21 protein-coding genes are annotated in these 19,427 nt (G+C 60.8%); 13 read left to right on the forward strand and 8 right to left on the reverse strand.

Annotated features, from left to right (window positions below; all coding sequences use genetic code 11):
* Positions 1-95: 95 nt before the first annotated feature.
* Positions 96-1,001, forward strand: coding sequence for a LysR family transcriptional regulator (locus KBY08_RS02935; RefSeq protein WP_024640849.1), 906 nt, complete (start codon positions 96-98; stop codon positions 999-1,001).
* Positions 1,002-1,066: 65 nt separating this feature from the next.
* On the opposite strand, the gene KBY08_RS02940 is transcribed toward KBY08_RS02935, so the two are convergent.
* Complete coding sequence (locus KBY08_RS02940; protein ID WP_111522430.1) at positions 1,067-2,155, reverse strand: LLM class flavin-dependent oxidoreductase; 1,089 nt, start codon at positions 2,153-2,155, stop codon at positions 1,067-1,069.
* A 257-nt stretch (positions 2,156-2,412) separates the two neighbouring features.
* On the opposite strand from KBY08_RS02940, the gene KBY08_RS02945 reads away from it, so the two are divergent.
* The 4 genes from KBY08_RS02945 (at position 2,413) to KBY08_RS02960 (ending at position 5,369) form a co-directional block, all read left to right on the forward strand.
* On the forward strand, positions 2,413-3,270 hold the full coding sequence (locus KBY08_RS02945; RefSeq protein ID WP_111522431.1) for an ABC transporter permease: 858 nt from the start codon (positions 2,413-2,415) through the stop codon (positions 3,268-3,270).
* 4 nt (positions 3,271-3,274) lie between these two features.
* Positions 3,275-4,099 (forward strand): ABC transporter ATP-binding protein, encoded by an 825-nt coding sequence (locus KBY08_RS02950; RefSeq protein WP_103359394.1) that lies wholly within the window; start codon positions 3,275-3,277, stop codon positions 4,097-4,099.
* Positions 4,100-4,151: 52 nt separating this feature from the next.
* On the forward strand, positions 4,152-4,454 hold the full coding sequence (locus tag KBY08_RS02955) for a SelT/SelW/SelH family protein (protein ID WP_011268529.1): 303 nt from the start codon (positions 4,152-4,154) through the stop codon (positions 4,452-4,454).
* Positions 4,455-4,547: 93 nt separating this feature from the next.
* Positions 4,548-5,369, forward strand: a complete 822-nt coding sequence (locus tag KBY08_RS02960) for a UDP-2,3-diacylglucosamine diphosphatase (protein WP_011268528.1) — start codon at positions 4,548-4,550, stop codon at positions 5,367-5,369.
* 10 nt (positions 5,370-5,379) lie between these two features.
* Here the strand turns inward: KBY08_RS02960 and KBY08_RS02965 are convergent, their stop codons facing one another.
* Both KBY08_RS02965 and KBY08_RS02970 read right to left on the reverse strand, forming a co-directional pair.
* Positions 5,380-5,691, reverse strand: a complete 312-nt coding sequence (locus tag KBY08_RS02965; RefSeq protein ID WP_003393857.1) for a DUF962 domain-containing protein — start codon at positions 5,689-5,691, stop codon at positions 5,380-5,382.
* 1,004 nt (positions 5,692-6,695) lie between these two features.
* Positions 6,696-8,150, reverse strand: coding sequence for a TrkH family potassium uptake protein (locus tag KBY08_RS02970; RefSeq protein WP_003369828.1), 1,455 nt, complete (start codon positions 8,148-8,150; stop codon positions 6,696-6,698).
* 173 nt (positions 8,151-8,323) lie between these two features.
* Between KBY08_RS02970 and KBY08_RS02975 the strand changes: the two genes are divergently transcribed.
* Positions 8,324-8,884, forward strand: a complete 561-nt coding sequence (locus tag KBY08_RS02975) for a nitroreductase family protein (RefSeq protein ID WP_003404145.1) — start codon at positions 8,324-8,326, stop codon at positions 8,882-8,884.
* Here the strand turns inward: KBY08_RS02975 and KBY08_RS02980 are convergent, their stop codons facing one another.
* The 5 genes from KBY08_RS02980 to KBY08_RS03000 form a co-directional block, all read right to left on the reverse strand.
* A complete protein-coding gene (locus KBY08_RS02980) occupies positions 8,885-10,234 on the reverse strand; it encodes a sensor histidine kinase (RefSeq protein ID WP_011268526.1) in 1,350 nt (449 codons plus the stop codon).
* Between the two features lie 86 nt (positions 10,235-10,320).
* A complete protein-coding gene (locus KBY08_RS02985; protein WP_003404142.1) occupies positions 10,321-10,806 on the reverse strand; it encodes a hypothetical protein in 486 nt (161 codons plus the stop codon).
* A gap of 178 nt (positions 10,807-10,984) precedes the next feature.
* Entirely contained in the window at positions 10,985-11,662 is a 678-nt protein-coding gene (locus KBY08_RS02990) for a response regulator transcription factor (protein ID WP_003404140.1), read from the reverse strand.
* An 86-nt stretch (positions 11,663-11,748) separates the two neighbouring features.
* Positions 11,749-12,048, reverse strand: coding sequence for a YciI family protein (locus KBY08_RS02995; protein WP_003404138.1), 300 nt, complete (start codon positions 12,046-12,048; stop codon positions 11,749-11,751).
* Between the two features lies 1 nt (position 12,049).
* Positions 12,050-12,646, reverse strand: a complete 597-nt coding sequence (locus tag KBY08_RS03000; RefSeq protein ID WP_011268525.1) for a septation protein A — start codon at positions 12,644-12,646, stop codon at positions 12,050-12,052.
* Positions 12,647-12,711: 65 nt separating this feature from the next.
* On the opposite strand from KBY08_RS03000, the gene KBY08_RS03005 reads away from it, so the two are divergent.
* The 7 genes from KBY08_RS03005 (at position 12,712) to KBY08_RS03035 (ending at position 19,410) form a co-directional block, all read left to right on the forward strand.
* Entirely contained in the window at positions 12,712-13,575 is an 864-nt protein-coding gene (locus KBY08_RS03005) for a PHP domain-containing protein (protein WP_003404134.1), read from the forward strand.
* 13 nt (positions 13,576-13,588) lie between these two features.
* Positions 13,589-14,218, forward strand: coding sequence for an L-threonylcarbamoyladenylate synthase (locus KBY08_RS03010; RefSeq protein WP_003404133.1), 630 nt, complete (start codon positions 13,589-13,591; stop codon positions 14,216-14,218).
* Positions 14,219-14,337: 119 nt separating this feature from the next.
* The gene (locus KBY08_RS03015) at positions 14,338-15,036 is read left to right on the forward strand and encodes a segregation and condensation protein A (protein WP_170855934.1); all 699 of its coding nucleotides are present in this window, start codon (positions 14,338-14,340) and stop codon (positions 15,034-15,036) included.
* 15 nt (positions 15,037-15,051) lie between these two features.
* Positions 15,052-15,819 carry an SMC-Scp complex subunit ScpB gene (scpB, locus tag KBY08_RS03020; protein ID WP_024660855.1) on the forward strand — a complete coding sequence of 256 codons (768 nt, stop codon included), beginning with the start codon at positions 15,052-15,054 and terminating at the stop codon, positions 15,817-15,819.
* Positions 15,820-16,123: 304 nt separating this feature from the next.
* Positions 16,124-16,315, forward strand: a complete 192-nt coding sequence (locus KBY08_RS03025; RefSeq protein WP_003314720.1) for a DUF1289 domain-containing protein — start codon at positions 16,124-16,126, stop codon at positions 16,313-16,315.
* 184 nt (positions 16,316-16,499) lie between these two features.
* On the forward strand, positions 16,500-17,729 hold the full coding sequence (gene rluB, locus KBY08_RS03030) for a 23S rRNA pseudouridine(2605) synthase RluB (protein ID WP_003314721.1): 1,230 nt from the start codon (positions 16,500-16,502) through the stop codon (positions 17,727-17,729).
* Positions 17,730-18,000: 271 nt separating this feature from the next.
* Positions 18,001-19,410 (forward strand): amino acid permease, encoded by a 1,410-nt coding sequence (locus KBY08_RS03035; protein WP_003404128.1) that lies wholly within the window; start codon positions 18,001-18,003, stop codon positions 19,408-19,410.
* The last annotated feature ends 17 nt before the right edge of the window (positions 19,411-19,427 follow it).

Here is a 19,427-nt window from a genome sequence, read left to right on the forward strand (position 1 = left end):
CGTAATCCGCGAAATCTACGCTCGGGCTATTAATGAGCGCCGGCTGGTACTATGCTTTTTGCCTATGTTTAATCTCTTTTTTATGTGCGGTCCGAATGAAAATTGATGATATCGATGCGTTCGTTGCAGTCATCCGCTGCCAGTCGATCAGCCACGCTGCTGAATCGTTGGATCTGACCCAGCCAGCCATCACGCGGCGGGTGCAGAATTTCGAGCAAGCCCTCGGAGTCGAGCTGTTCGACCGCAATACCAAGCCGCTCAAGCCGACTCCGATGGGGCTTCAGGTGTACCAGAAGTGCCTGGCGATCCTGCGCGAGATGGATTCGTTGCGCGAGCTGGTGGCCAGTGACACGCCGCCCAGCGGTCTGTTGCGTCTGGGTGTGCCGCAAACCATCGGTGACGTAGTGCTGCTCGATGCGCTCAAGCAGTTGCGTGGGGAATTTCCCGATCTGCGTGCGCAGGTCAGCACCGGTTGGGGCAGCCATCTGATCGGCAAGATCGAAAACGGCGAGCTGGATGCGGCGGCTGCGCTGTTTCCGGCGGGCAAGATATTTCCGGACAACATCATCGGTCAGTCGATTGGCAAGATGGAGCTGGTGGTGGTCTGCGCCAGGGGGCTGGCTCCGAAAAAGCCCGGCAAGCTGGCGGACTGTTATGAGCAGGGCTGGGTGCTTAATCCGGACGGCTGCGGTTTTCGTGCAGGCTTGCAGCGCACGCTGACCGATCAGGGCTTGAGCATGAAGGTCAATCTGGAAACTTTCGGCACCGAGCTGCAACTCGGGCTGGTGGCCGACGGCATGGGGCTTGGCCTGGTGCCCCGTCCGCTGCTGGAACGCAGCGCGCACCGCGAGCAGTTGGTGGCGTTGCCGCTCAAGGACTTCAAACCGGTGATGGACTTGTGGCTGTTCTACCCGCGCTTCCTGGGTAACCTGCAAGCGCCGGTCGAAGCCTTTGGCGCACTGGTGGCCCGGTCGCTCAAGCCGGTCTCGGCCGCCGCCTGAACGCTGCATCGCGGGCAGGCGGTCTGGCGTTGGGCGTCAGACCGGCCCGCAGGGTATGGGTTTAATCAGGCGACCTGTTCGCGAGCCTGCTGTTCACGCTGCGCCACCAATGCGCGGGTCAGCGGGATCAGCTTCTTGCCGTAGTCGATGGCATCTTCCAGTGGATCGAAGCCGCGAATCAGGAAAGTGGTAATCCCCAGATCGTAGTAATCCAGCAGCGCTTCGGCGACCTGTTCCGGGGTACCGACCAGCGAGGTCGAATTGCCCTGTGCGCCGAGCAGGCCGGCGATGCCGGTCCACAGGCGCTTGTCCAGGCGCGATCCTTGTGCAGCGGCGGCGAGCAGGCGGCGTGATCCTTCATTCGGTGGTTCGCGACGTACGAAGCCGTTGCGGTCTGCCAAGGCCTTGGCCTTTTCCAGAATACTGTCGGCACGTGCCCAGGCCTGTTCCTCGGTCTCGGCCAGAATCGGGCGCAGTGACAGGCTGAAACGAATGGTCCGCCCATGTCTGGCGGCTTCGGCGCGAACCTGCTTCACCACGTCACGCACCTGTTCGTATGTCTCGCCCCACAATGCATAAACATCGGCGTGTTTACCCGCCACAGCAATCGCCGCCGCCGAGGAACCACCGAAGTACAGAGGGATATGTGTCTGCTGTGGGGATTTGACCAGTGAATGCGCACCCTCGAGCTGGTAGTAGGTGCCGTTATGATCGAACGGCTTGTCGCTGGTCCATTCCTGACGCACTACGCTGAGGTACTCGTCGCTGCGTGCGTAGCGTTCGTCCTTGCCGATGTGGCTGCCGTCGGCGCGCAGTTCCTTGTCGTCACCACCGGTGATGATATGCACGGCGGTGCGCCCGCCATTGAACACGTCCAGCGTCGCGAACTGGCGTGCCGCTACAGTAGGGGCGATGAAGCCAGGGCGATGGGCGACCAGAAACTTCAGCTTGGTGGTGACGCTGGCGGCATGCGCTGCGACCAGCGTGCTGTCCGGGCTGTTGGAGTGGTAGGCGATCAGTGCACGATCAAAACCGGCATCTTCATGAGCCTTGGCGACGGTCTTCACGTAGTCGGGCTGGATGGTCGCGCCGCTGCGCGGGTGAATTTCAGAACCGGGTTGCGTGGCGATATAGCCAATGAATTCGATGCTCATGAAAACTCCTGCCAATGGTTGAGGTCCGTTCGACCTTGTCGAGAGGCACCATAAAGGCAAGGGGCAGACGCTGTGAAATTCGATTTCGGTCTAAGTTAATTATAAAAAATATGCATTATGGTATCGTAATGTGATCAAATATTTTAACTATTAGCTTAGGTCTAAATCGAATTTCACGCAGCGTTCTTATGCTCATAATATGGCCTTCATAATGCATCGGGTGCGTCCTGCCCGGTTTGTCCAGGAAGGATGTACCCATGTCTGACACAACGCTCAACCCCGCAGAACCCGGTTTTCTGGTGGTGAACAAACCCGAACAGGGGCGCGTCTCGCAATCGGGTCGCCCGCGCTGGCAAGTGCCGGGTTTTGTCTTGCGTCTGCTCAGCCCGCTGGTGCTGTTGCTGCTCTGGGAACTGGCTTCACAAACCGGCCTGCTGCCCGTTCGCGTGATTGCCGCGCCGTCGCAGATCGGCGGTACGCTCTGGTCGATGATCGTCTCGGGCGAACTGGCCCACCACTTGTGGGTTTCGTTGCAACGGGCGCTGTTGGGCTTGAGCATTGGCGTCAGCATCGGCGTGGTCGCTGCGCTGGTGACCGGGATTTCCCGGCGCGGCGAAATCGTTCTCGACTCGCCCATGCAGAGGTTGCGCACCATTCCCTCGCTGGCATTGGTGCCACTGTTCATCCTCTGGTTCGGCATTGGCGAGTTCACCAAAGTGGCGCTGATCGTCATGGGCACCACCTTTCCGGTGTACCTGAACCTGTTTTCCGGCATCCGCAATATCGACCCGAAACTGATCGAGGCTGCCAATACGCTCGGCTTGAGCCGCCGCGAACTGATCTGGCACGTCATCCTGCCCGGTTCGCTGCCTGCGTTTTTTGTCGGGCTGCGCTATTCACTGGGTATTTCGTGGCTGGCCCTGGTCTTTGTCGAGCAAATCAACACCACCGCTGGCATCGGTTATCTGGCCAGTGATGCACGGGACTTCATGCGCACTGATGTGATCGTTATCTGCCTGTTGATCTACAGCGTCCTTGGCCTGGTGATCGACGCCATCATTCGCACGCTGGAGCGCTATGCGCTGGCCTGGCGACCGACCTTCGTGAGGCATTGAACACATGGCGACTCCTGATCTGCGCAACACTCCATCCGTGTCTCCCGAGGCGGGGCAGGCGCCTGTACAACTGCGCAACGTGGTGCGTCAGTTTGGCCGGCAACGGGTCATCGACGGGCTGAATCTGGACATTGCTCCAGGTGAATTTGTCGCCTTGCTCGGCGCCAGTGGCTCCGGCAAGACCACCTTGCTGCGCACCCTGGCCGGGCTGGACGAGATCGACAGCGGCGAACTGCGTGTGCCGGTGGCACGTGCGGCGGTGTTTCAGGAACCGCGCCTGATGCCGTGGAAAAGCGCCTGGAAGAACGTGGTTCTCGGCTTGCGTATCAACGATGCCAAGGCTCGGGCCGAAGCGGCGTTGACCGAGGTTGGCCTGGCGCATCGGCTGAATGCCTTTCCTGCCACCTTGTCCGGCGGCGAAGCGCAGCGTGTGGCGCTGGCGCGAGGGCTAGTCCGTGAGCCAAAACTGTTGCTGCTCGACGAGCCTTTTGCCGCACTCGATGCGTTGACGCGCATTCGCATGCATCAGTTGATCATCGACCTGTGGCGCAAACACACCCCGGCGGTGCTGCTGGTGACGCACGATGTCGATGAGGCGATCCTGCTCGCTGACCGGGTCAACGTGCTGGCCGACGGCAGGATTGCCGACGACATCCGCGTCGACCTGCCGCGCCAGCGCGACAGCGGGCAGGCCGGGTTTCAGCTGATTCGCAGCCGCTTGCTGGGCTTGCTGGGCGTCAAGGTGCACGCGGCTGTCGATAGCGCACCGCAAGCGCCAGAACAGGACGTGACCCTCAGCGCATTGCGCCGCTTCGCCAACGCTCGTTGATTCGGCGCACGCTGCGTATCATGGTCGTCTGAATTTCCGAAGAGGGACGCCCATGCCTGCCGAAAAGCCTGAAGTCATCATCACCTATTGCATTCAATGCCAGTGGCTGTTGCGCGCTGCCTGGCTGGCCCAGGAACTGCTGAGCACCTTCAGTGACGATCTGGGTAAAGTCTCGCTGCAGCCAGGCACCGGCGGCGTGTTCCGCATTACCTGCGACGGCGTACAACTCTGGGAGCGCAAGGCCGACGGCGGCTTTCCCGAAGCCAAAGTGCTCAAGCAACGGCTGCGTGACCAGATCGACCCGGCCCGCGATCTGGGCCATAACGACCGTCATACTCCGGCAAGCCCTCAGTAATACAGGGCCGCTGTCACGACATCGCCACGCACGTGTCACATTCGGTTAACCGGCATGCTCCACTCTTCTGGAAACCCTGCCGGAGGTCGTTACATGACCAGTGCTCAGCTCGCCACACCCAGCCGCAAACAGCGCGTGCGCACCTTGTGGATTTCCGACGTTCATCTGGGCACACGTGATTGCCAGGCCGAGCACCTTTCCGCTTTTCTCAAGCGCTATCAGGCTGACAAGGTGTACCTGGTCGGCGACATCATCGATGGCTGGAAACTGCGCGGCGGCATGTACTGGCCACAAGCACACACCAACGTGATTCGCCGCTTGCTGACCATGAGCAAGCGCGGCACCGAAGTCATTTATGTCACCGGCAATCACGATGAATTCCTGCGCCGTTACTCCAAGCTGGTGCTGGGCAACATCCAGCTGGTCGACGAAGTCGAGCACGTCACGGCCGATGGACGTCGCTTTCTGGTCATTCACGGCGACCAGTTCGACGTGATCACCCGCTACCACCGCTGGCTGGCCTTTCTGGGCGACTCGGCCTATGAATTCACCCTGACCCTCAACCGCTGGCTCAACCACTGGCGCGCCAAATACGGCTATGGCTACTGGTCGCTGTCGGCGTACCTCAAGCACAAGGTCAAGAGTGCAGTGAACTTCATCAGCGATTTCGAGGAAGCCATCGCCCACGAATGCGTGAAGCGCGGGCTGGATGGGGTGGTCTGCGGGCACATCCACCATGCGGAAATTCGCCAGGTGGGCGGCGTGGAATACCTCAACTGCGGCGACTGGGTCGAATCCTGTACCGCCCTGATCGAACACCTGGACGGCAACATCGAACTGTTCCGCCTGGCGGATGCGCATTTGAGGGCGCAACAGGTTGCGGTCGAGGAACCCGTCAGCGAAACGCTTGCCTGAAGCAACCGGCCTAGAACGGCACCTTGCCCAAGAGCATGTCGCGATACATCACGAAGTCGCCGAGCAGACTGTAAAACGGATGCTTGAACGTGGCCGGGCGGTTCTTCTCGAAGAAGAAATGCCCGGCCCAGGCGAAGCCGTAACCCGCAACCGGCAACAACCACAACAACCCCCAGCGGCCGCTGCCCACACCAAACGCCAGCAGGAAAATCACCAGAGACGTACCGACAAAATGCAGACGCCGGCTGGTAGCGCTGCTGTGCTCGGCAAGATAGAAAGGATAGAACTCGGCAAAGCTCGAAAAACGCCTGATGGTATCCACGGTGCCTGTCCTCGTGTGGGCTCTTGTTGTTATACACAAATTTAGCCGACTGTCGTGCCGATGTGGAGTATTCGAGTCGTGCTCATGTTTACGACTATCGTGCCAGCTCTCCGCGCTCATGCTTACGACTATCGTGCCCACGCGCAGCGTTGGAACGATAGCAAAACAATCTAATGCCTTGCCCGCAGCCACTGCCGCAAAAGCGCTTTTCAACCGCGATGGCACTGACGACGCAGAGTGCGACGTTAGTGACGGCTGAGTCCTGGCGCTGATCCGGGGGTAGCCTGGCAGGACGGCAGGCTAGCCGCACCGTGCCATGGATGGCGCGTTGCGGCGACCCCCGGATCAGTGACAGGGCGAAGGAACCCGACGAAGTCGGGCCGGAAACAGGAGTGAAAGGATTTGGTTACTTTGGCCTCATCAAAGTAACTCGCCGAGGGGCGAAAAGGTGACCTGAGCCGAACATCAATCCACCTGACATCGCAGAGCCGGGGTGTGACGCGGAGCGTCACGAACTGCATTCCCACGCGGAGCGTGGGGACGATAGTCATCAGTTTCCGAACCGTGCCTCTAGCAAAACTACTCGAAAGTGCTTTTCGAACACGATGGCACTGACGTTGCTCACTTGGTCCCTCAAAGTGAGTCGCCTAGGGGCGAAAAGGTGACCTGAGCCGAACGTCAATCCAGCTGACATCGCAGAGCCGGGGTGTGACGCGGAGCGTCACGAACTGCATTCCCACGCGGAGCGTGGGGACGATAGTCATCAGTTTCCGAACCGTGCCTCTAGCAAAACTACTCTAAAGTGCTTTTCGAACACGATGGCACTGACGTTGCTCACTTGGTCCCTCAACGTGAGTCGCCGAGGGGCGAAAAGGTGACCTGAGCCGAACATCAATCCACCTGACATCGCAGAGCCGGGGTGTGACGCGGAGCGTCACGAACTGCATGCCCACGCGCAGCATGGGGACGATAAATAATGCCTTGCCCGCGGTCTCTGCCAGGCCTCAATGCCGCCAGAATGCCGGTACACAGAGCACTAGCACAGTAATGATTTCCAGACGGCCAAGCAGCATACCGCCGGACAGAATCCATTTGGCCGCATCCGGCAGGGTAGAGAAATTGCCCGCCGGCCCGATGACCTCACCCAGCCCTGGTCCCACACCCGATACCGTACTGGCAGCGCCAGTCAGCGCAGTCATCCAGTCCAGCCCGAGCAGCGACAGCATCAGCGCGATCAGACAGATAGTGATCGTGAAGAAAAACGAAAAGGTCAGGATCGAGCGCACGATCTCGTCGTCCAGCCGATGGCCGTTGTATTTCTGCTTCATCACCGCGCGCGGATGGATCAGTTGATTGAGGTTGGTCTTGAGCAGAATGTAGGCCACCTGAAAGCGAAAGATCTTCACTCCGCCCGCTGTCGAGCCGGAACAGCCGCCGATAAAGCCCAGATAAAAGAACAACATCAGCGAGAAGTTGCCCCACAGGCTGTAGTCACCGAGTGCAAAACCCGTCGTGGTCACCACCGAGGTCACGTTCAGCGCGACATGGCGCAGCGCCTCGGTCCACGGCAGGTCCGTGGTATTGGCGTACCAGACGGTCATGACCAGCCAGGTAATCAACAGCAACCCGATCAGGCCCTGAACCTGCTCATCCTTGATCAACGCCTTACGGTTGCCGCGCAGGGTCGCGACATACAGGGTAAAGGGCAGGCTGCCGAGGATCATCACCACGATCGCCACCCAGTGCACCGCCGGTTGCGGCCACTTAGCCAGCGACTGGTCGGAGGTAGAGAACCCGCCGGTGGAAATCGCCGACATCGCATGGTTGATCGCGTCGAACAGACTCATGCCCGCCGCCCAGAAAGCCAGGCTGCCCAGCGCGGTAAAGCCCACGTAGGCGAGCACGATGAACTTGGCCACCATGTGCGAGCGGGGCATGACCTTTTCCGAGCGGTCCGAGGACTCGGTCTGAAACAGACGCATGCCGCCGATGCGCAGCAAGGGCAGAATCGCCACGGCCATACCGATGAAGCCGATACCGCCCAGCCAGTGCAGCATCGAACGCCAGATCAGAATGCCCGGTGACATGCTGTCCAGGTTGCTGAGTACTGTCGAGCCGGTGGCCGTGATGCCGGACATGCTCTCGAAGAACGAGTCGGTGTAACTGATGTGCTGGGTCAGCAGAAAGGGCAGGGCGGCAAAAATGCATACCACGATCCAGCTGGAGACGGTCAGCATGTACATGTCCCGCGGGCGCAACTGAACGTTGTCGGGACGTCCGGGCACCACCAGCGCCAGGCCGGCGATAAAGGTGATGGCGCTGGCCCAGAGAAACTCGCGCAGGTCTTCGAAACGGTCGTAGATGACCAGCGTGGCCATGGGTACGATCATGGCAACAGCCAGGGTGATCAGGAAGATGCCGATAATGAAACCGATGATACGCAAGGTCGGCAACGACATGACAGGCTCTGGCTGGTGTGAGGAAAGGCGCCATTCTACCTGCGCTTGAGGGCATGTAAACCGGCGCGGCCGAGGACCGGCTGCAAGCGCAGAGGTAACGAATTGTCCGTCGCACTCGTTATTGACGCTAAACAGGCTCTAGAATGCTCGATCACTTTTCAAGGAGACAGTCCATGCAGGCGCTCGACGTTTTGCTCAATCGTGTATCGGTTCCACGACTGGTCGACCCGGCCCCGGACGCTGCGCAGCGGGAAATCCTGTTCGGTGCCGCATTGCGCGCCCCGGATCATGGACAGCTCAAGCCGTATCGTTTTCTGACGGTCGAAGGCGCGGCCCGTGAGCGCATGGGCGAGATGCTGGCGCAGGCGCTGCAGGAGAGTGGCGCAGAAGTTACCCCGCAGGCGCTGGAAAAGGCCCGTCTTGGCCCGTTTCGCGCACCCTTGGTGGTGGTCGTGATCGCGCGCTTGCAGGACCACTTCAAAGTCCCGCACTCAGAACAACGGATCACCGCCGGATGCGCCGCCCATGGTGTGTTGCTGGCAGCTTATGCACTGGGTATCGGTGCGGTCTGGAGGACTGGCGAGCTGTCCTATGCGCCGCAGGTAGCCAAAGGCTTCGGCCTTGAAGCCGGCGAAGAAGTGCTCGGCTTTCTGTATCTGGGCACCCCGCTGAACCCGCCGCGCGAAGCACCAAAAGTCGATACGGGCGGGTTTGTCAGCGAGTGGCAGGGCTGATCAGACAGACGATGAACCGAGCGGCTCTCTGGGCAGATCCAGCGTGGCGATAAACCCGCCGTCCGGGTGATTGCCCAACATCAGAGTGCCGCCATGTCGTTCCGCTGCGCGTTTGGCGATCGCCAGCCCCAGACCGTGACCCGGCGTGGTCTGGCCGGGGGCGCGGTAAAACGGCTCGCCCAGTTGTGTCAGGTGTTCGTCGGCAACCCCCGGGCCATGATCGCGAACGCTCAGACGGATGTGATCGCCCACCAGCGTTGCCTGCAGATCGATGCTCTGGCCGCTCGGGTTGAAGCGCAGCGCGTTGCGCAGCAGGTTGTCCAGCGCACGTTCGATCATGTCCGGCCAGCCTTTGAACTGCAGGTTGTCCTGCACCTCGACGCGAATATTCTGGTCGACACCGTCCAGCTGTGTGTCACTCTTCAGGCGCTGCAGCAGGGCTTCAATGTCGACGGGCTCAGGGCCACGAAGCTCGGCGTCGAGGCGTGCGAGGGCCAGAATCTCGCTGATCAACGCCTCCAGCCGGTCACATTCACGACCCAGCCGTGGCCAGAGCTTTTCACGCTCGGCAGGCTCCGCGCGTTCCGCCAGCGCCAGAGCGATGCGCAACCGGGCCAGCGGTGAGCGCAGTTCATGAGACACATCGCGCAGCAATTGGCGCTGGCTGCCAATCAGGCTTTGCAGGCGCGCACCCATGCGGTTGAAGTCCTTGGCCAGCACGCCGAATTCGTCACGGCGGTTGGCCAGCTGTCCGAGGCTGTGCTGTTGATAGCTGGTTTGCCCCAGGTCGTACACTGCGCCGCGCAGGCGGCTCAGCGGTCGGGTAATCGACAGCGTCACGAACAGGCTGAACAGGGTCAGCACCACCAGGGCAATGCCCAGCGCGCTCAACGGCCACATCAGACTCTGACGGTGCCACTCGTCGAGCTCCGGGTGCGGAACGCGGTAGATAAACAGGTAGGTTTCGCCGGTCTTCGGGCTGCTGTACTCGGTGGCCAGGCGGCGCCAGGGCAGTTTGCGCCCCTGATCGTCGTCTTCCCGCTGCCGCGCTTCCAGGGCTGCGGCGCGGGGCGGGAAGGTGCCGCGCACCATCGGCTCGCCGCTGTCGCTGAGCACTTGCGTGTCGATACGATTGCGTCGTTTGATGTCCTGAAGAAATTCCTGAGCGTTATCCGCGCCCTTGTCCTCGAAGCGTTGCGTCCACTGTTCGGGCAACGAGTTGAGCACCGGATGACGACTGAGGATCCACGCATCCTGATTGAGCATATGCCCCATGAGCACCGACAGGCCGCCTACCAGAGCGATGGCCAGCCAGAAGCTGGCCAGGATTCGCCAGAACAATGAACGCACGGGATTTCCTCGGTCTCAGTAAAAAAGCCCGGCATGCGCGCGCATGCCGGGTTGTGTTCAACTCACCGGGCCGCGAGGCCTGATGGTTACAGCGTTTTTGCTGCTTTTGCCGCTTTCCAGGCCTTGAACTCGGCCCATTCGGCGCGACGCTCATCTTCTTTCTTCTTGATTTCGTCAAACAGCTTCTGCTGGTCAGGCCTCAGCAGTGCACGAACTTCGCTGTCGGTCTTGGAGCGTTTGGCTTCGATTTCGTCGTGCATTGCTTTCTGGTCGGCAGCAGGCATTTTTTCCAGGTAGCTTTGAGTGATTTCGCGGCGCTCATGCTTTTGCTCGCGCATCAGGCGTTCGATCTGCTGACGCTGTTCACGTGTCAGGTCCAGCTCAGCCATCGGTCCCATCGGGCCAGGGCCGCGATCCATACGTGGGCCAGGGCCTGGGCCGCGGTCATCGCGATCCATGTGCATGGCAGGTCCGTCAGCATCCGGGCCACCGGCAGGTGGTGCTGGTGGTGCAGCCATGGCAATGGTCGGCAGGGCAGTGGCAAACATCAAAGCGATCAGGGTCTTGCGCATTGTGTATCTCCTTGTCTCTAGTGCGGCTCGATGCCGATAAGCCCAGTTTAGGGAGATCAAGGTCAAGCGCAGTCAGCGCTTGGTAAAGCTTGTGTAAGGGGCAGCTGCAAGTTGTCAGCTTCAAGCTTCAAGCCAGAAGCGCTCTGCTTGTAGCTTGCAGCTTGCAGCTTGTAGCTGCTCAAAGAGCATAATAATAGCCGCGGCTGCGCAGTGCGACGATGCGCGGGCGGCCGTCGGCGTGCGGGCCGATTTTCTTGCGCAGGTTGCTGACGTGCATGTCCAGACTGCGGTCGTACAGGGTCAGTTTGCGGCCCAGGGCCAGTTGCGCCAGTTCCTGCTTGTCCAACGGCTCGCCGGGCTGGCGCATCAGCGCTTCCAGCAAACGGCTTTCGGACACGGTGAGGGTCAGTTCCTTCTCGTCGACACTGACCACGCCGCGCATCGGGCTGAAAGTCAGGTCGCCCAGTTCGAGCTGGCTGGACGACGCCACCGGATGGCTGCGGCGCAGCACGGCGCGCAGGCGGGCGGTGAGTTCGCGAGGGTCGCAGGGCTTTGCCAGGTAGTCGTCAGCCCCCAGCTCCAGACCCAGAATACGGTCCAGCGGCTCGCCGCGTGCCGAGAGCATGACCACCGGCAGGTCAGGGTGTTCGGCGCGTAATTGCTTGAGCAATTCCAGACCACTGCCATCGGGCAGCATCACGTCCAGCACCACGGCCGCCGGGGCAGCGTCGGCCAATGCCTTGCGCGCGCTGTTCCCGTCGTGACAGGCGCGTACCTGAAAGCCTTCCTGGCTCAGCCAACTGCTCAGCAGCTCGCACAGCTCCTGATCATCATCAATTAGTAACAGCTCGCTCATGACTCACTCAATTGGCCACTACCGGGGTGCAGCGTGACTCTGCCTCGATCAGAAAGCAGAGCTGTTAAGAAGTCGGTCGGGCAGGCTCAGGGCATAACCTGCTTGAACGGCTTGACCACGACGTTGGCGTAGACGCCTGCGGCCACGAACGGATCGGCTTCGGCCCACGCCTTGGCGGCGCTTTGCGATTCGAACTCCGCAACGATCAGGCTGCCGCTGAAACCGGCAGCGCCCGGGTCGTTACTGTCGACTGCCGGGTGTGGACCGGCCAGCACCAGACGGCCTTCATCCTTGAGCGCGTTGAGGCGCTCCAGGTGTGCCGGGCGAACGCTGAGGCGTTTTTCCAGCGAGTTTTCGACGTCGGTGGCGATGATTGCGTAGAGCATGTCAGTCCTCGGATTTGGGCGTATTGGGAGTGGTGTCATGCAGGTGGCGTGACAGGTAGATCCCCTGGCCGACCAGGAAGATCAGGGTCATGCCCAGACTGCCGAATACTTTGAAGTCGACCCAGAATTCCTGATAAGTGAACGCCACATACAGGTTGGCTGCGCCACAGAACAGGAAGAATATGATCCAGGCGATGTTGAGCCGGGTCCAGATCGCCGCCGGCAGGGTCAGTGCATGACCCATGATGCGCTGGATAAGCGGACGGTCGCCGATGAAATGACTGCCGGCGAAGGCGACTGCAAACAGCCAGTTGACCACCGGTGCTTTCCATTTAAGGAAGGTTTCGCTGTGGAAGGCCAGGGTCAGGCTGCCGAACACCAGGCACGCCACCAGGGTGAGCCACTGGCTTTTTTCCAGCTTGCGCTGTTTGACGTAGAGAATGCCGTAGACCACCACCGAACTGATGATCAGCATCGCCGTTGCACTGAAAATGCCGCCTACCATATAGGTATTGCCGAGGATATCCACGGCGCGCGGCTCGGTTTTGTAAACGATGAAAAACAGCAGCAGCGGGATGAAGTCGATGAATTGTTTCACAATGGCAGCCAGAAGCAGGATGTGGCGGCATAATAACAAACATCAATGAACACGAAAGCATCACTATGAATGTAGACCTGCACTGCCACAGCACCGCTTCCGACGGGGCGCTCTCGCCCACGGCACTGGTTGCGCGTGCTCATGAAAACGGCGTGCGCGTCCTTTCGCTGACCGACCACGACACCCTCGAAGGGCTTGAAGAGGCCCGTGCGGCCGCGCATTCATTGGGTATGCAACTGGTCAACGGGGTGGAGCTGTCCTGCACTTGGGGCGGGGCGACGATCCATATTCTGGGGTACGGATTCGATACCCGGGCCCCGGCGCTGACCGAAGCCATCAGCCGTTTGCACGAAGGACGCTGGCTGCGTGCGGAAGAAATCAGCCGCAAACTGGCGATCAAAGGTATGCCAGGGGCGCTGGAAGGCGCGCGCGCGATTCAGCAGGAGCTGGGTGACAGCGGTAATGCGCCTGCGCGTCCGCACTTTGCCGACTTCATGGTGCGCTCGGGCTTCGTCAAGGATCGCGCCGAGGCATTTCGCAAATGGCTGGGCGCGGGCAAACTGGGCGATGTGAAACAGCACTGGCCGACGCTGGAAGACACGGTAGCCACCTTGCGGGCGTCGGGTGCATGGGTCAGCCTCGCACATCCTTCACATTATGACTTTACCCGCAGTAAACGGCGTAAACTGGTCGGCGATTTCGTCCAGGCCGGTGGGCACGCCATAGAAGTGGTCAATGGCATGCAGCCTGCCGATCAGGTCGGCACCCTGGCCATCCTTGCCCGCGAGTTCGGTCTGCTGGTTTCCGCCGGCAGCGACTTCCACGGTCCTGGCACCTGGGGCGAAATCGGCACTTATCGCCCCGTGCCTGAAGATCTACCGCCTTTGTGGTGCAGATTCAAACATGAACAGCCTACTGCCTCCGTCTGAACAGGAAGTAATCGTGAGTCAATTTTTCCAGGTCCATCCGGAAAACCCGCAGCCGCGCCTGATCAAACAGGCCGCTGAAATCATCAAGGCCGGCGGGCTGGTGGTGTACCCGACAGATTCGTCCTATGCACTGGGTTGCCAGATCGGTGACAAGAGCGCCATCGAGCGTATCCGCCGCCTGCGCCAGCTGGACGACAAGCACAACTTCACCCTGATGTGCTGTGATCTGTCGCAACTGGGGCTGTTTGCCAAGGTCGACACCGGCGCGTTCCGCGCACTGAAGGCGCACACGCCAGGGCCATACACCTTCATTCTCAACGCCACCCGCGAGGTGCCGCGTCTGGTGCTGCACCCCAAGCGCCGCACCATCGGCCTGCGTGTGCCAAGCCATCCCATCGCCCAGGCCCTGCTGGAGCAATTGGGCGAGCCGCTGATGAGCGTCAGCCTGATCATGCCGGGCGACAGCGTGCCCCTCAGCGATCCCTATGAGATGCGCCAGGTTCTCGAGCATCAGGTCGACCTGATCATCGATGGCGGGATCGGCGGTATTTCGGCGTCCACGGTCATTAACCTGGCTGAGGGTGAACCCCAGATCGTTCGGGTTGGTTGCGGTGATCCGACGCCTTTCGGTGAACGCGCCTGATGACAGCCGTCGAGTCGGTGGACAGCCAGGCAGACGCCCAGCAGGAACTGCCGTTCGCGCTGGTCTATGGGCGTGCTGTCACGCAGATGCCGCTGGACCTGTACATCCCGCCCGACGCGCTGGAGGTTTTTCTCGAAGCGTTCGAAGGGCCGCTCGACCTGCTGCTGTACCTGATCCGTAAACAGAACATCGACATCCTCGATATTCCCGTGGCCGAGATCACCAAGCAGTACATGGGTTACGTCGAGCTGATGAAAACCGTGCGGCTGGAGCTGGCTGCCGAGTATCTGGTCATGGCCGCCATGCTGGCCGAGATCAAATCGCGCATGCTGTTGCCGCGTTCGGCGGAAGTCGAAGAGGAAGAAGGCGATCCGCGCGCCGAGCTGATTCGCCGCTTGCAGGAATACGAGCGCTTCAAGGCGGCCGCCGAGGGCATCGATGGCCTGAGCCGGGTGGGGCGCGATGTCATCGTGCCAAAACTGGACGCTCCCGAAGCCCGTGCACGCAAGTTGCTGCCGGATGTCAGTCTCGAAGAAGTGCTGATGTCGATGGCCGAAGTGCTGCACCGCGGCGACATGTTCGAAAGCCACCAGGTCAGTCGCGAGGCACTGTCCACCCGCGAGCGCATGAGCGATGTGCTGGAACGTCTCAAGGGCGGCGGTTTTGTGCCGTTCGCCGAGCTGTTCACTGCCGAAGAAGGGCGTCTGGGTGTGGTCGTGACGTTTATGGCGGTGCTTGAGCTGGTCAAGGAATCCCTTGTCGAGCTGGTCCAAAACGAGCCCTTTGCGGCGATCCATGTCCGGGCGCGAGCCGAGTAGAGCTAAAACACACCCATGAATCTCAACGAACCTCGCGAACTGGCCCCGTTGCTTGAAGCATTTCTGCTGGCCTCCGGAAAACCGCAGACGCTGGAGCGGCTGTATGAGCTGTTCGAGGAAGGCGAGCGCCCTGAACCTTCGGTGTTCAAAAAGGCGCTCGAGGTGTTGCGCAAGTCCTGTGAGGGGCGCGCCTTCGAGCTCAAGGAAGTGGCGTCGGGTTATCGTCTGCAGATTCGTGACCGCTTTTCGCCGTGGGTCGGGCGGTTGTGGGAAGAGCGGCCGCAGCGTTACTCCCGGGCCATGCTGGAAACCCTCGCGCTGATCGCCTACCGCCAGCCGATCACGCGGGGCGAGATCGAAGATGTGCGCGGTGTCGCGGTCAACAGCCACATCGTCAAGACCCTGCTCGAGCGCGAGTGGATTCGCGTGGTGGGCTACCGTGATGTGCCCGGCAAACCGGCCATGTTCGCGACCACCAAGGGCTTTCTCGACCACTTCAACCTCAAAAGCCTCGACGAACTTCCGCCGCTGGCCGACCTGCGCGAAATGGAAACCGAGCCAGTGCTGGATTTCGAAGAGGCGCCGGTGCCTGCGCACCTGCAAGCCCTGGCCGACGCCAGCCTCGACCCGGACGCAGAGCCCGAAGCCCCGCGTGACGAAACCAGCTTCCGCAGCCTGCTGGTGGAACTGGACTCGATGGAGCAGGGCCTCAAGACCGACTTCGATGACCTGCTACGCGCGGAGCCAGAGCCTGAAGACGACAAAGGCGACGATGAGGTCTGATTGACTAGCGCTCCCACGCTGAAGCGTTCAGCGTGATACACAAGTCTCGTGGGAGCGAGCTTGCTCGCGAAGGCGATGGTGCAGGCTCGCTATTTTCGGATTCTGTAAGGGCCCTTTCGCGAGCAAGCTCGCTCCCACAAGACCTGTATGTAGCCATGGGCGATCTGCGTCCTCTTGATACCTCGTCCTGGAGCGTGCGGAACGACAATCAGAACTGCCCTGCCAACGCCCGATGCACTTCGGTCGAATTCATACGCCAGCCCAGGGTCACATCTGATACCACTCGCCACGAGATTCGCTGCCCATGAGTTCGACCAAGAACCCCTGCATCAGCCTGTGCAAGTTCGATGATGACATTTGTCTGGGATGCGGCCGCAGCAAGCGCGAAATCAAGTCCTGGAAGAAGCTCGACAAGGACGACAAACGCACGGTGCTTGATGAGTCTGCCAAGCGGCTGGCGAAGCTCAAGACCGCCGGTCGCAAAAAGAAGAAGTGATCCGGGCATTTGCCGCTGACGCCGGATGCGTAAACCGGCGCAGGGGCGTATGATGGCCGACCCTCGGCGATCAAGTGTCGCCCGGGCTTTCAAGTATTTCGCCTTGCCGCTATCCACAGCGCGCCGGGCACAGGTCTTGCCGGTTCTCGGCCAGCCCTGATTCGACACACCGGGAGGTGCCCAGATGAGTGAAAAAGACAAGCAGGACAGCCAGGAAATCGGACCCGCAGGCGAAAAGCTGCAGAAGGTTCTGGCGCGCATTGGCGTGGGTTCACGCCGTGACGTGGAAGCCTGGATTACCCAGGGCCGTATCAAGGTCAACGGCAAGGACGCGACCCTCGGTCAACGCGTCGACCTGCATGACGCCATCAGTGTCGATGGTCGCGTCATCAAGCGCGAAGAAGCGGCCGAAACGGTCCGTCGCGTCATCATGTACAACAAGCCCGATGGTGAAATCTGCACCCGTGACGACCCTGAAGGCCGTCCGACCGTGTTTGATCGTCTGCCGCGCCCGAAAGAAGGCCGCTGGATCAACATCGGTCGTCTCGACATCAACACCACCGGCCTGCTGATGTTCACCACCGACGGTGAACTCGCCAACCGCCTGATGCACCCGTCGTTTGAAATGGACCGTGAATACGCGGTTCGCGTGCGTGGCGAAGTCGATGACGACATGCTGCTGCGCCTCAAGAACGGTGTGATTCTCGAAGACGGTCCTGCGCGCTTCACCGATATCCAGCAGGCACCGGGCGGCGAAGGCTTCAACCACTGGTATCACTGCGTGGTGATGGAAGGCCGCAACCGCGAAGTACGTCGTCTCTGGGAATCCCAGGGGCTGGTGGTCAGCCGCCTGAAGCGCGTGCGTTACGGGCCGGTGTTCCTCAACTCCGACCTGCCGATGGGTCGCTGGCGCGAAATGAGCCAGTACGAAGTCGATATTCTGGCCGCTGAAGTCGGTCTGCAACCTGTGGCCCAGCCGCAGATGAATGCCAAGACCAAGGACAAGATGGAGCGTCTGCAGCGTCAATCGTCGCGCCCTCTGGGCAAAGGCGAGCGCGTTCGCACCTTGCGTCCGGCTGCTGGTGCTCCGGCGACCGGCGGCGAGCGCGCGCCGCGTCAGCCGCAGATCACCGGCAGCGAGCGTGATCGTCCGCGCGGTGGCGATTCGACTCAGCGTCCTTCGCCGCGCAAGGATTCGGGCAAGCCCGGTTCGCGCGCGCCGCGTCCGGCCGACAACAGCCGTGGCACGCCGGTCGCCGAGCGTCCGAGCGACATGAACAAGCGTCCGGCCAAGCCGGGCCCCAAGCGTGTCGGCATCAAGCTGGTCAACGATGATGCGCCGTCAGGCAAGCGTCGTGGCCCACCGGCAGGTTCAGGTCAGCGTCCGGGCTTCGGTCGTCGCAAGCCCGAGTGATCGCGCGGTGTGAATGAATGGCAGCGCCAGTCCACAGGGCTGGCGTTGTCGTTTTCGGCGCTCTGAAAAGTGCGGTCACACAGCCGCGGCACCTCGACCCCCCTGTTTTGAACCTCAGCCGGGATGCACGTGTACAATGCTGCGCTTTTTTCTGTGAAACAGTGCTGTTCAACGCTCCGGGCCATCCGCCTCGAACGCTGCAATTCTGTTGCGCCACGAGCGCAACAGGTTCTATTCCGTCACAGAACACGATCGATCAGGTGGCTATTGAATGAGTGAAACAACCTCACCCTCGGGCGAACTGAAACGTGGCCTGAAGAATCGACACATCCAGTTGATCGCCCTGGGCGGTGCTATCGGAACGGGCCTGTTTCTCGGCTCGGCGGGCGTGCTGAAATCAGCCGGGCCGTCGATGATTCTCGGTTATGCCATCTGTGGCTTCATCGCCTTCATGATCATGCGCCAGCTGGGCGAGATGATCGTCGAAGAACCGGTCGCCGGGTCGTTCAGCCACTTCGCCCACAACTACTGGGGCGGTTTCGCCGGGTTTCTGTCGGGCTGGAATTGCTGGCTGCTGTACATCCTGGTCGGCATGTCCGAGCTGACTGCCGTCGGCAAATACATCCATTACTGGTTGCCGGACATCCCGGGCTGGGTATCCGCGGCAGCCTTCTTCGTGCTGATCAATGCCATCAACCTGACCAACGTCAAGGTCTTCGGCGAGACCGAATTCTGGTTCGCGATCATCAAGGTGGTGGCGATCATCGGCATGATTGCGTTGGGCAGCTACATGCTGGTCAGCGGTAGCGGTGGCCCGCAGGCCTCGGTCAGCAATCTCTGGGAGCATGGAGGATTCTTTCCCAATGGTGTCAGCGGTTTGGTGATGGCGCTGGCAATCATCATGTTCTCCTTCGGCGGCCTGGAAATGCTCGGTTTCACTGCTGCTGAAGCCGAACAGCCGAAGACCGTAATTCCCAAGGCGATCAACCAGGTCATCTACCGCATCCTGATTTTCTACATCGGCGCGCTGGTGGTGCTGTTGTCACTGACGCCGTGGGACAGCCTGCTGGCCAGCCTGAATGCGTCTGGCGATTCCTACAGCGGCAGTCCGTTCGTGCAGGTGTTCTCGATGCTGGGTAGCGACACGGCGGCGCACATCCTCAACTTTGTGGTGCTGACGGCAGCGCTGTCGGTCTACAACAGCGGCACCTACTGCAACAGCCGCATGCTGGTGGGCATGGCCGAGCAGGGTGATGCACCCAGGGCGCTGGCCCAGGTCGACAAACGCGGGGTGCCGGTCAAGGCGATCTTCGCCTCTGCCGCCGTGACACTGGTCGCGGTGCTGCTCAATTATTTCGTGCCGCAGCAGGCGCTGGAACTGTTGATGTCGCTGGTGGTGGCCACGCTGGTGATCAACTGGGCAATGATCAGCTACTCGCACCTGAAATTCCGCCAGCACATGAACCGCACCGCACAAGTGCCGCTGTTCAAGGCACTGTGGTATCCCTATGGCAACTATGTGTGCCTGGCCTTCGTGGTGTTCATCCTCGGCATCATGCTGATGATCCCCGGCATCCAGATCTCGGTGTATGCGATCCCGGTTTGGCTGGCGGTGATGTGGGTCTGTTACCGGGCCAAAAACAGGCGTAGCGTTGTCGTGCCTGCCGAGTCTGGCAAATAGCCTTGCCCTTTTCCGAG

The sequence above is a fragment of the Pseudomonas sp. P135 genome, assembly GCF_020312125.1.
Taxonomy (GTDB): domain Bacteria; phylum Pseudomonadota; class Gammaproteobacteria; order Pseudomonadales; family Pseudomonadaceae; genus Aquipseudomonas; species Aquipseudomonas fragariae.

Excerpts from the sequence above, each read along its gene's own strand:
- KBY08_RS02985 (WP_003404142.1), bottom strand. The coding sequence starts at position 10,806 with ATGCGCAAGACCCTGATCGCTTTGATGTTTGCCACTGCCCTGCCGACC.
- KBY08_RS02970 (WP_003369828.1), bottom strand. The coding sequence starts at position 8,150 with ATGTCGTTGCCGACCTTGCGTATCATCGGTTTCATTATCGGCATCTTC.
- KBY08_RS03005 (WP_003404134.1), top strand. The coding sequence starts at position 12,712 with ATGAATGTAGACCTGCACTGCCACAGCACCGCTTCCGACGGGGCGCTC.
- KBY08_RS02955 (WP_011268529.1), top strand. The coding sequence starts at position 4,152 with ATGCCTGCCGAAAAGCCTGAAGTCATCATCACCTATTGCATTCAATGC.
- KBY08_RS02935 (WP_024640849.1), top strand. The coding sequence starts at position 96 with ATGAAAATTGATGATATCGATGCGTTCGTTGCAGTCATCCGCTGCCAG.
- KBY08_RS03035 (WP_003404128.1), top strand. The coding sequence starts at position 18,001 with ATGAGTGAAACAACCTCACCCTCGGGCGAACTGAAACGTGGCCTGAAG.
- KBY08_RS02945 (WP_111522431.1), top strand. The coding sequence starts at position 2,413 with ATGTCTGACACAACGCTCAACCCCGCAGAACCCGGTTTTCTGGTGGTG.
- KBY08_RS02960 (WP_011268528.1), top strand. The coding sequence starts at position 4,548 with ATGACCAGTGCTCAGCTCGCCACACCCAGCCGCAAACAGCGCGTGCGC.
- KBY08_RS02940 (WP_111522430.1), bottom strand. The coding sequence starts at position 2,155 with ATGAGCATCGAATTCATTGGCTATATCGCCACGCAACCCGGTTCTGAA.
- scpB (WP_024660855.1), top strand. The coding sequence starts at position 15,052 with ATGAATCTCAACGAACCTCGCGAACTGGCCCCGTTGCTTGAAGCATTT.
- KBY08_RS02950 (WP_103359394.1), top strand. The coding sequence starts at position 3,275 with ATGGCGACTCCTGATCTGCGCAACACTCCATCCGTGTCTCCCGAGGCG.
- KBY08_RS03025 (WP_003314720.1), top strand. The coding sequence starts at position 16,124 with ATGAGTTCGACCAAGAACCCCTGCATCAGCCTGTGCAAGTTCGATGAT.
- KBY08_RS02975 (WP_003404145.1), top strand. The coding sequence starts at position 8,324 with ATGCAGGCGCTCGACGTTTTGCTCAATCGTGTATCGGTTCCACGACTG.
- KBY08_RS02995 (WP_003404138.1), bottom strand. The coding sequence starts at position 12,048 with ATGCTCTACGCAATCATCGCCACCGACGTCGAAAACTCGCTGGAAAAA.
- KBY08_RS02990 (WP_003404140.1), bottom strand. The coding sequence starts at position 11,662 with ATGAGCGAGCTGTTACTAATTGATGATGATCAGGAGCTGTGCGAGCTG.
- rluB (WP_003314721.1), top strand. The coding sequence starts at position 16,500 with ATGAGTGAAAAAGACAAGCAGGACAGCCAGGAAATCGGACCCGCAGGC.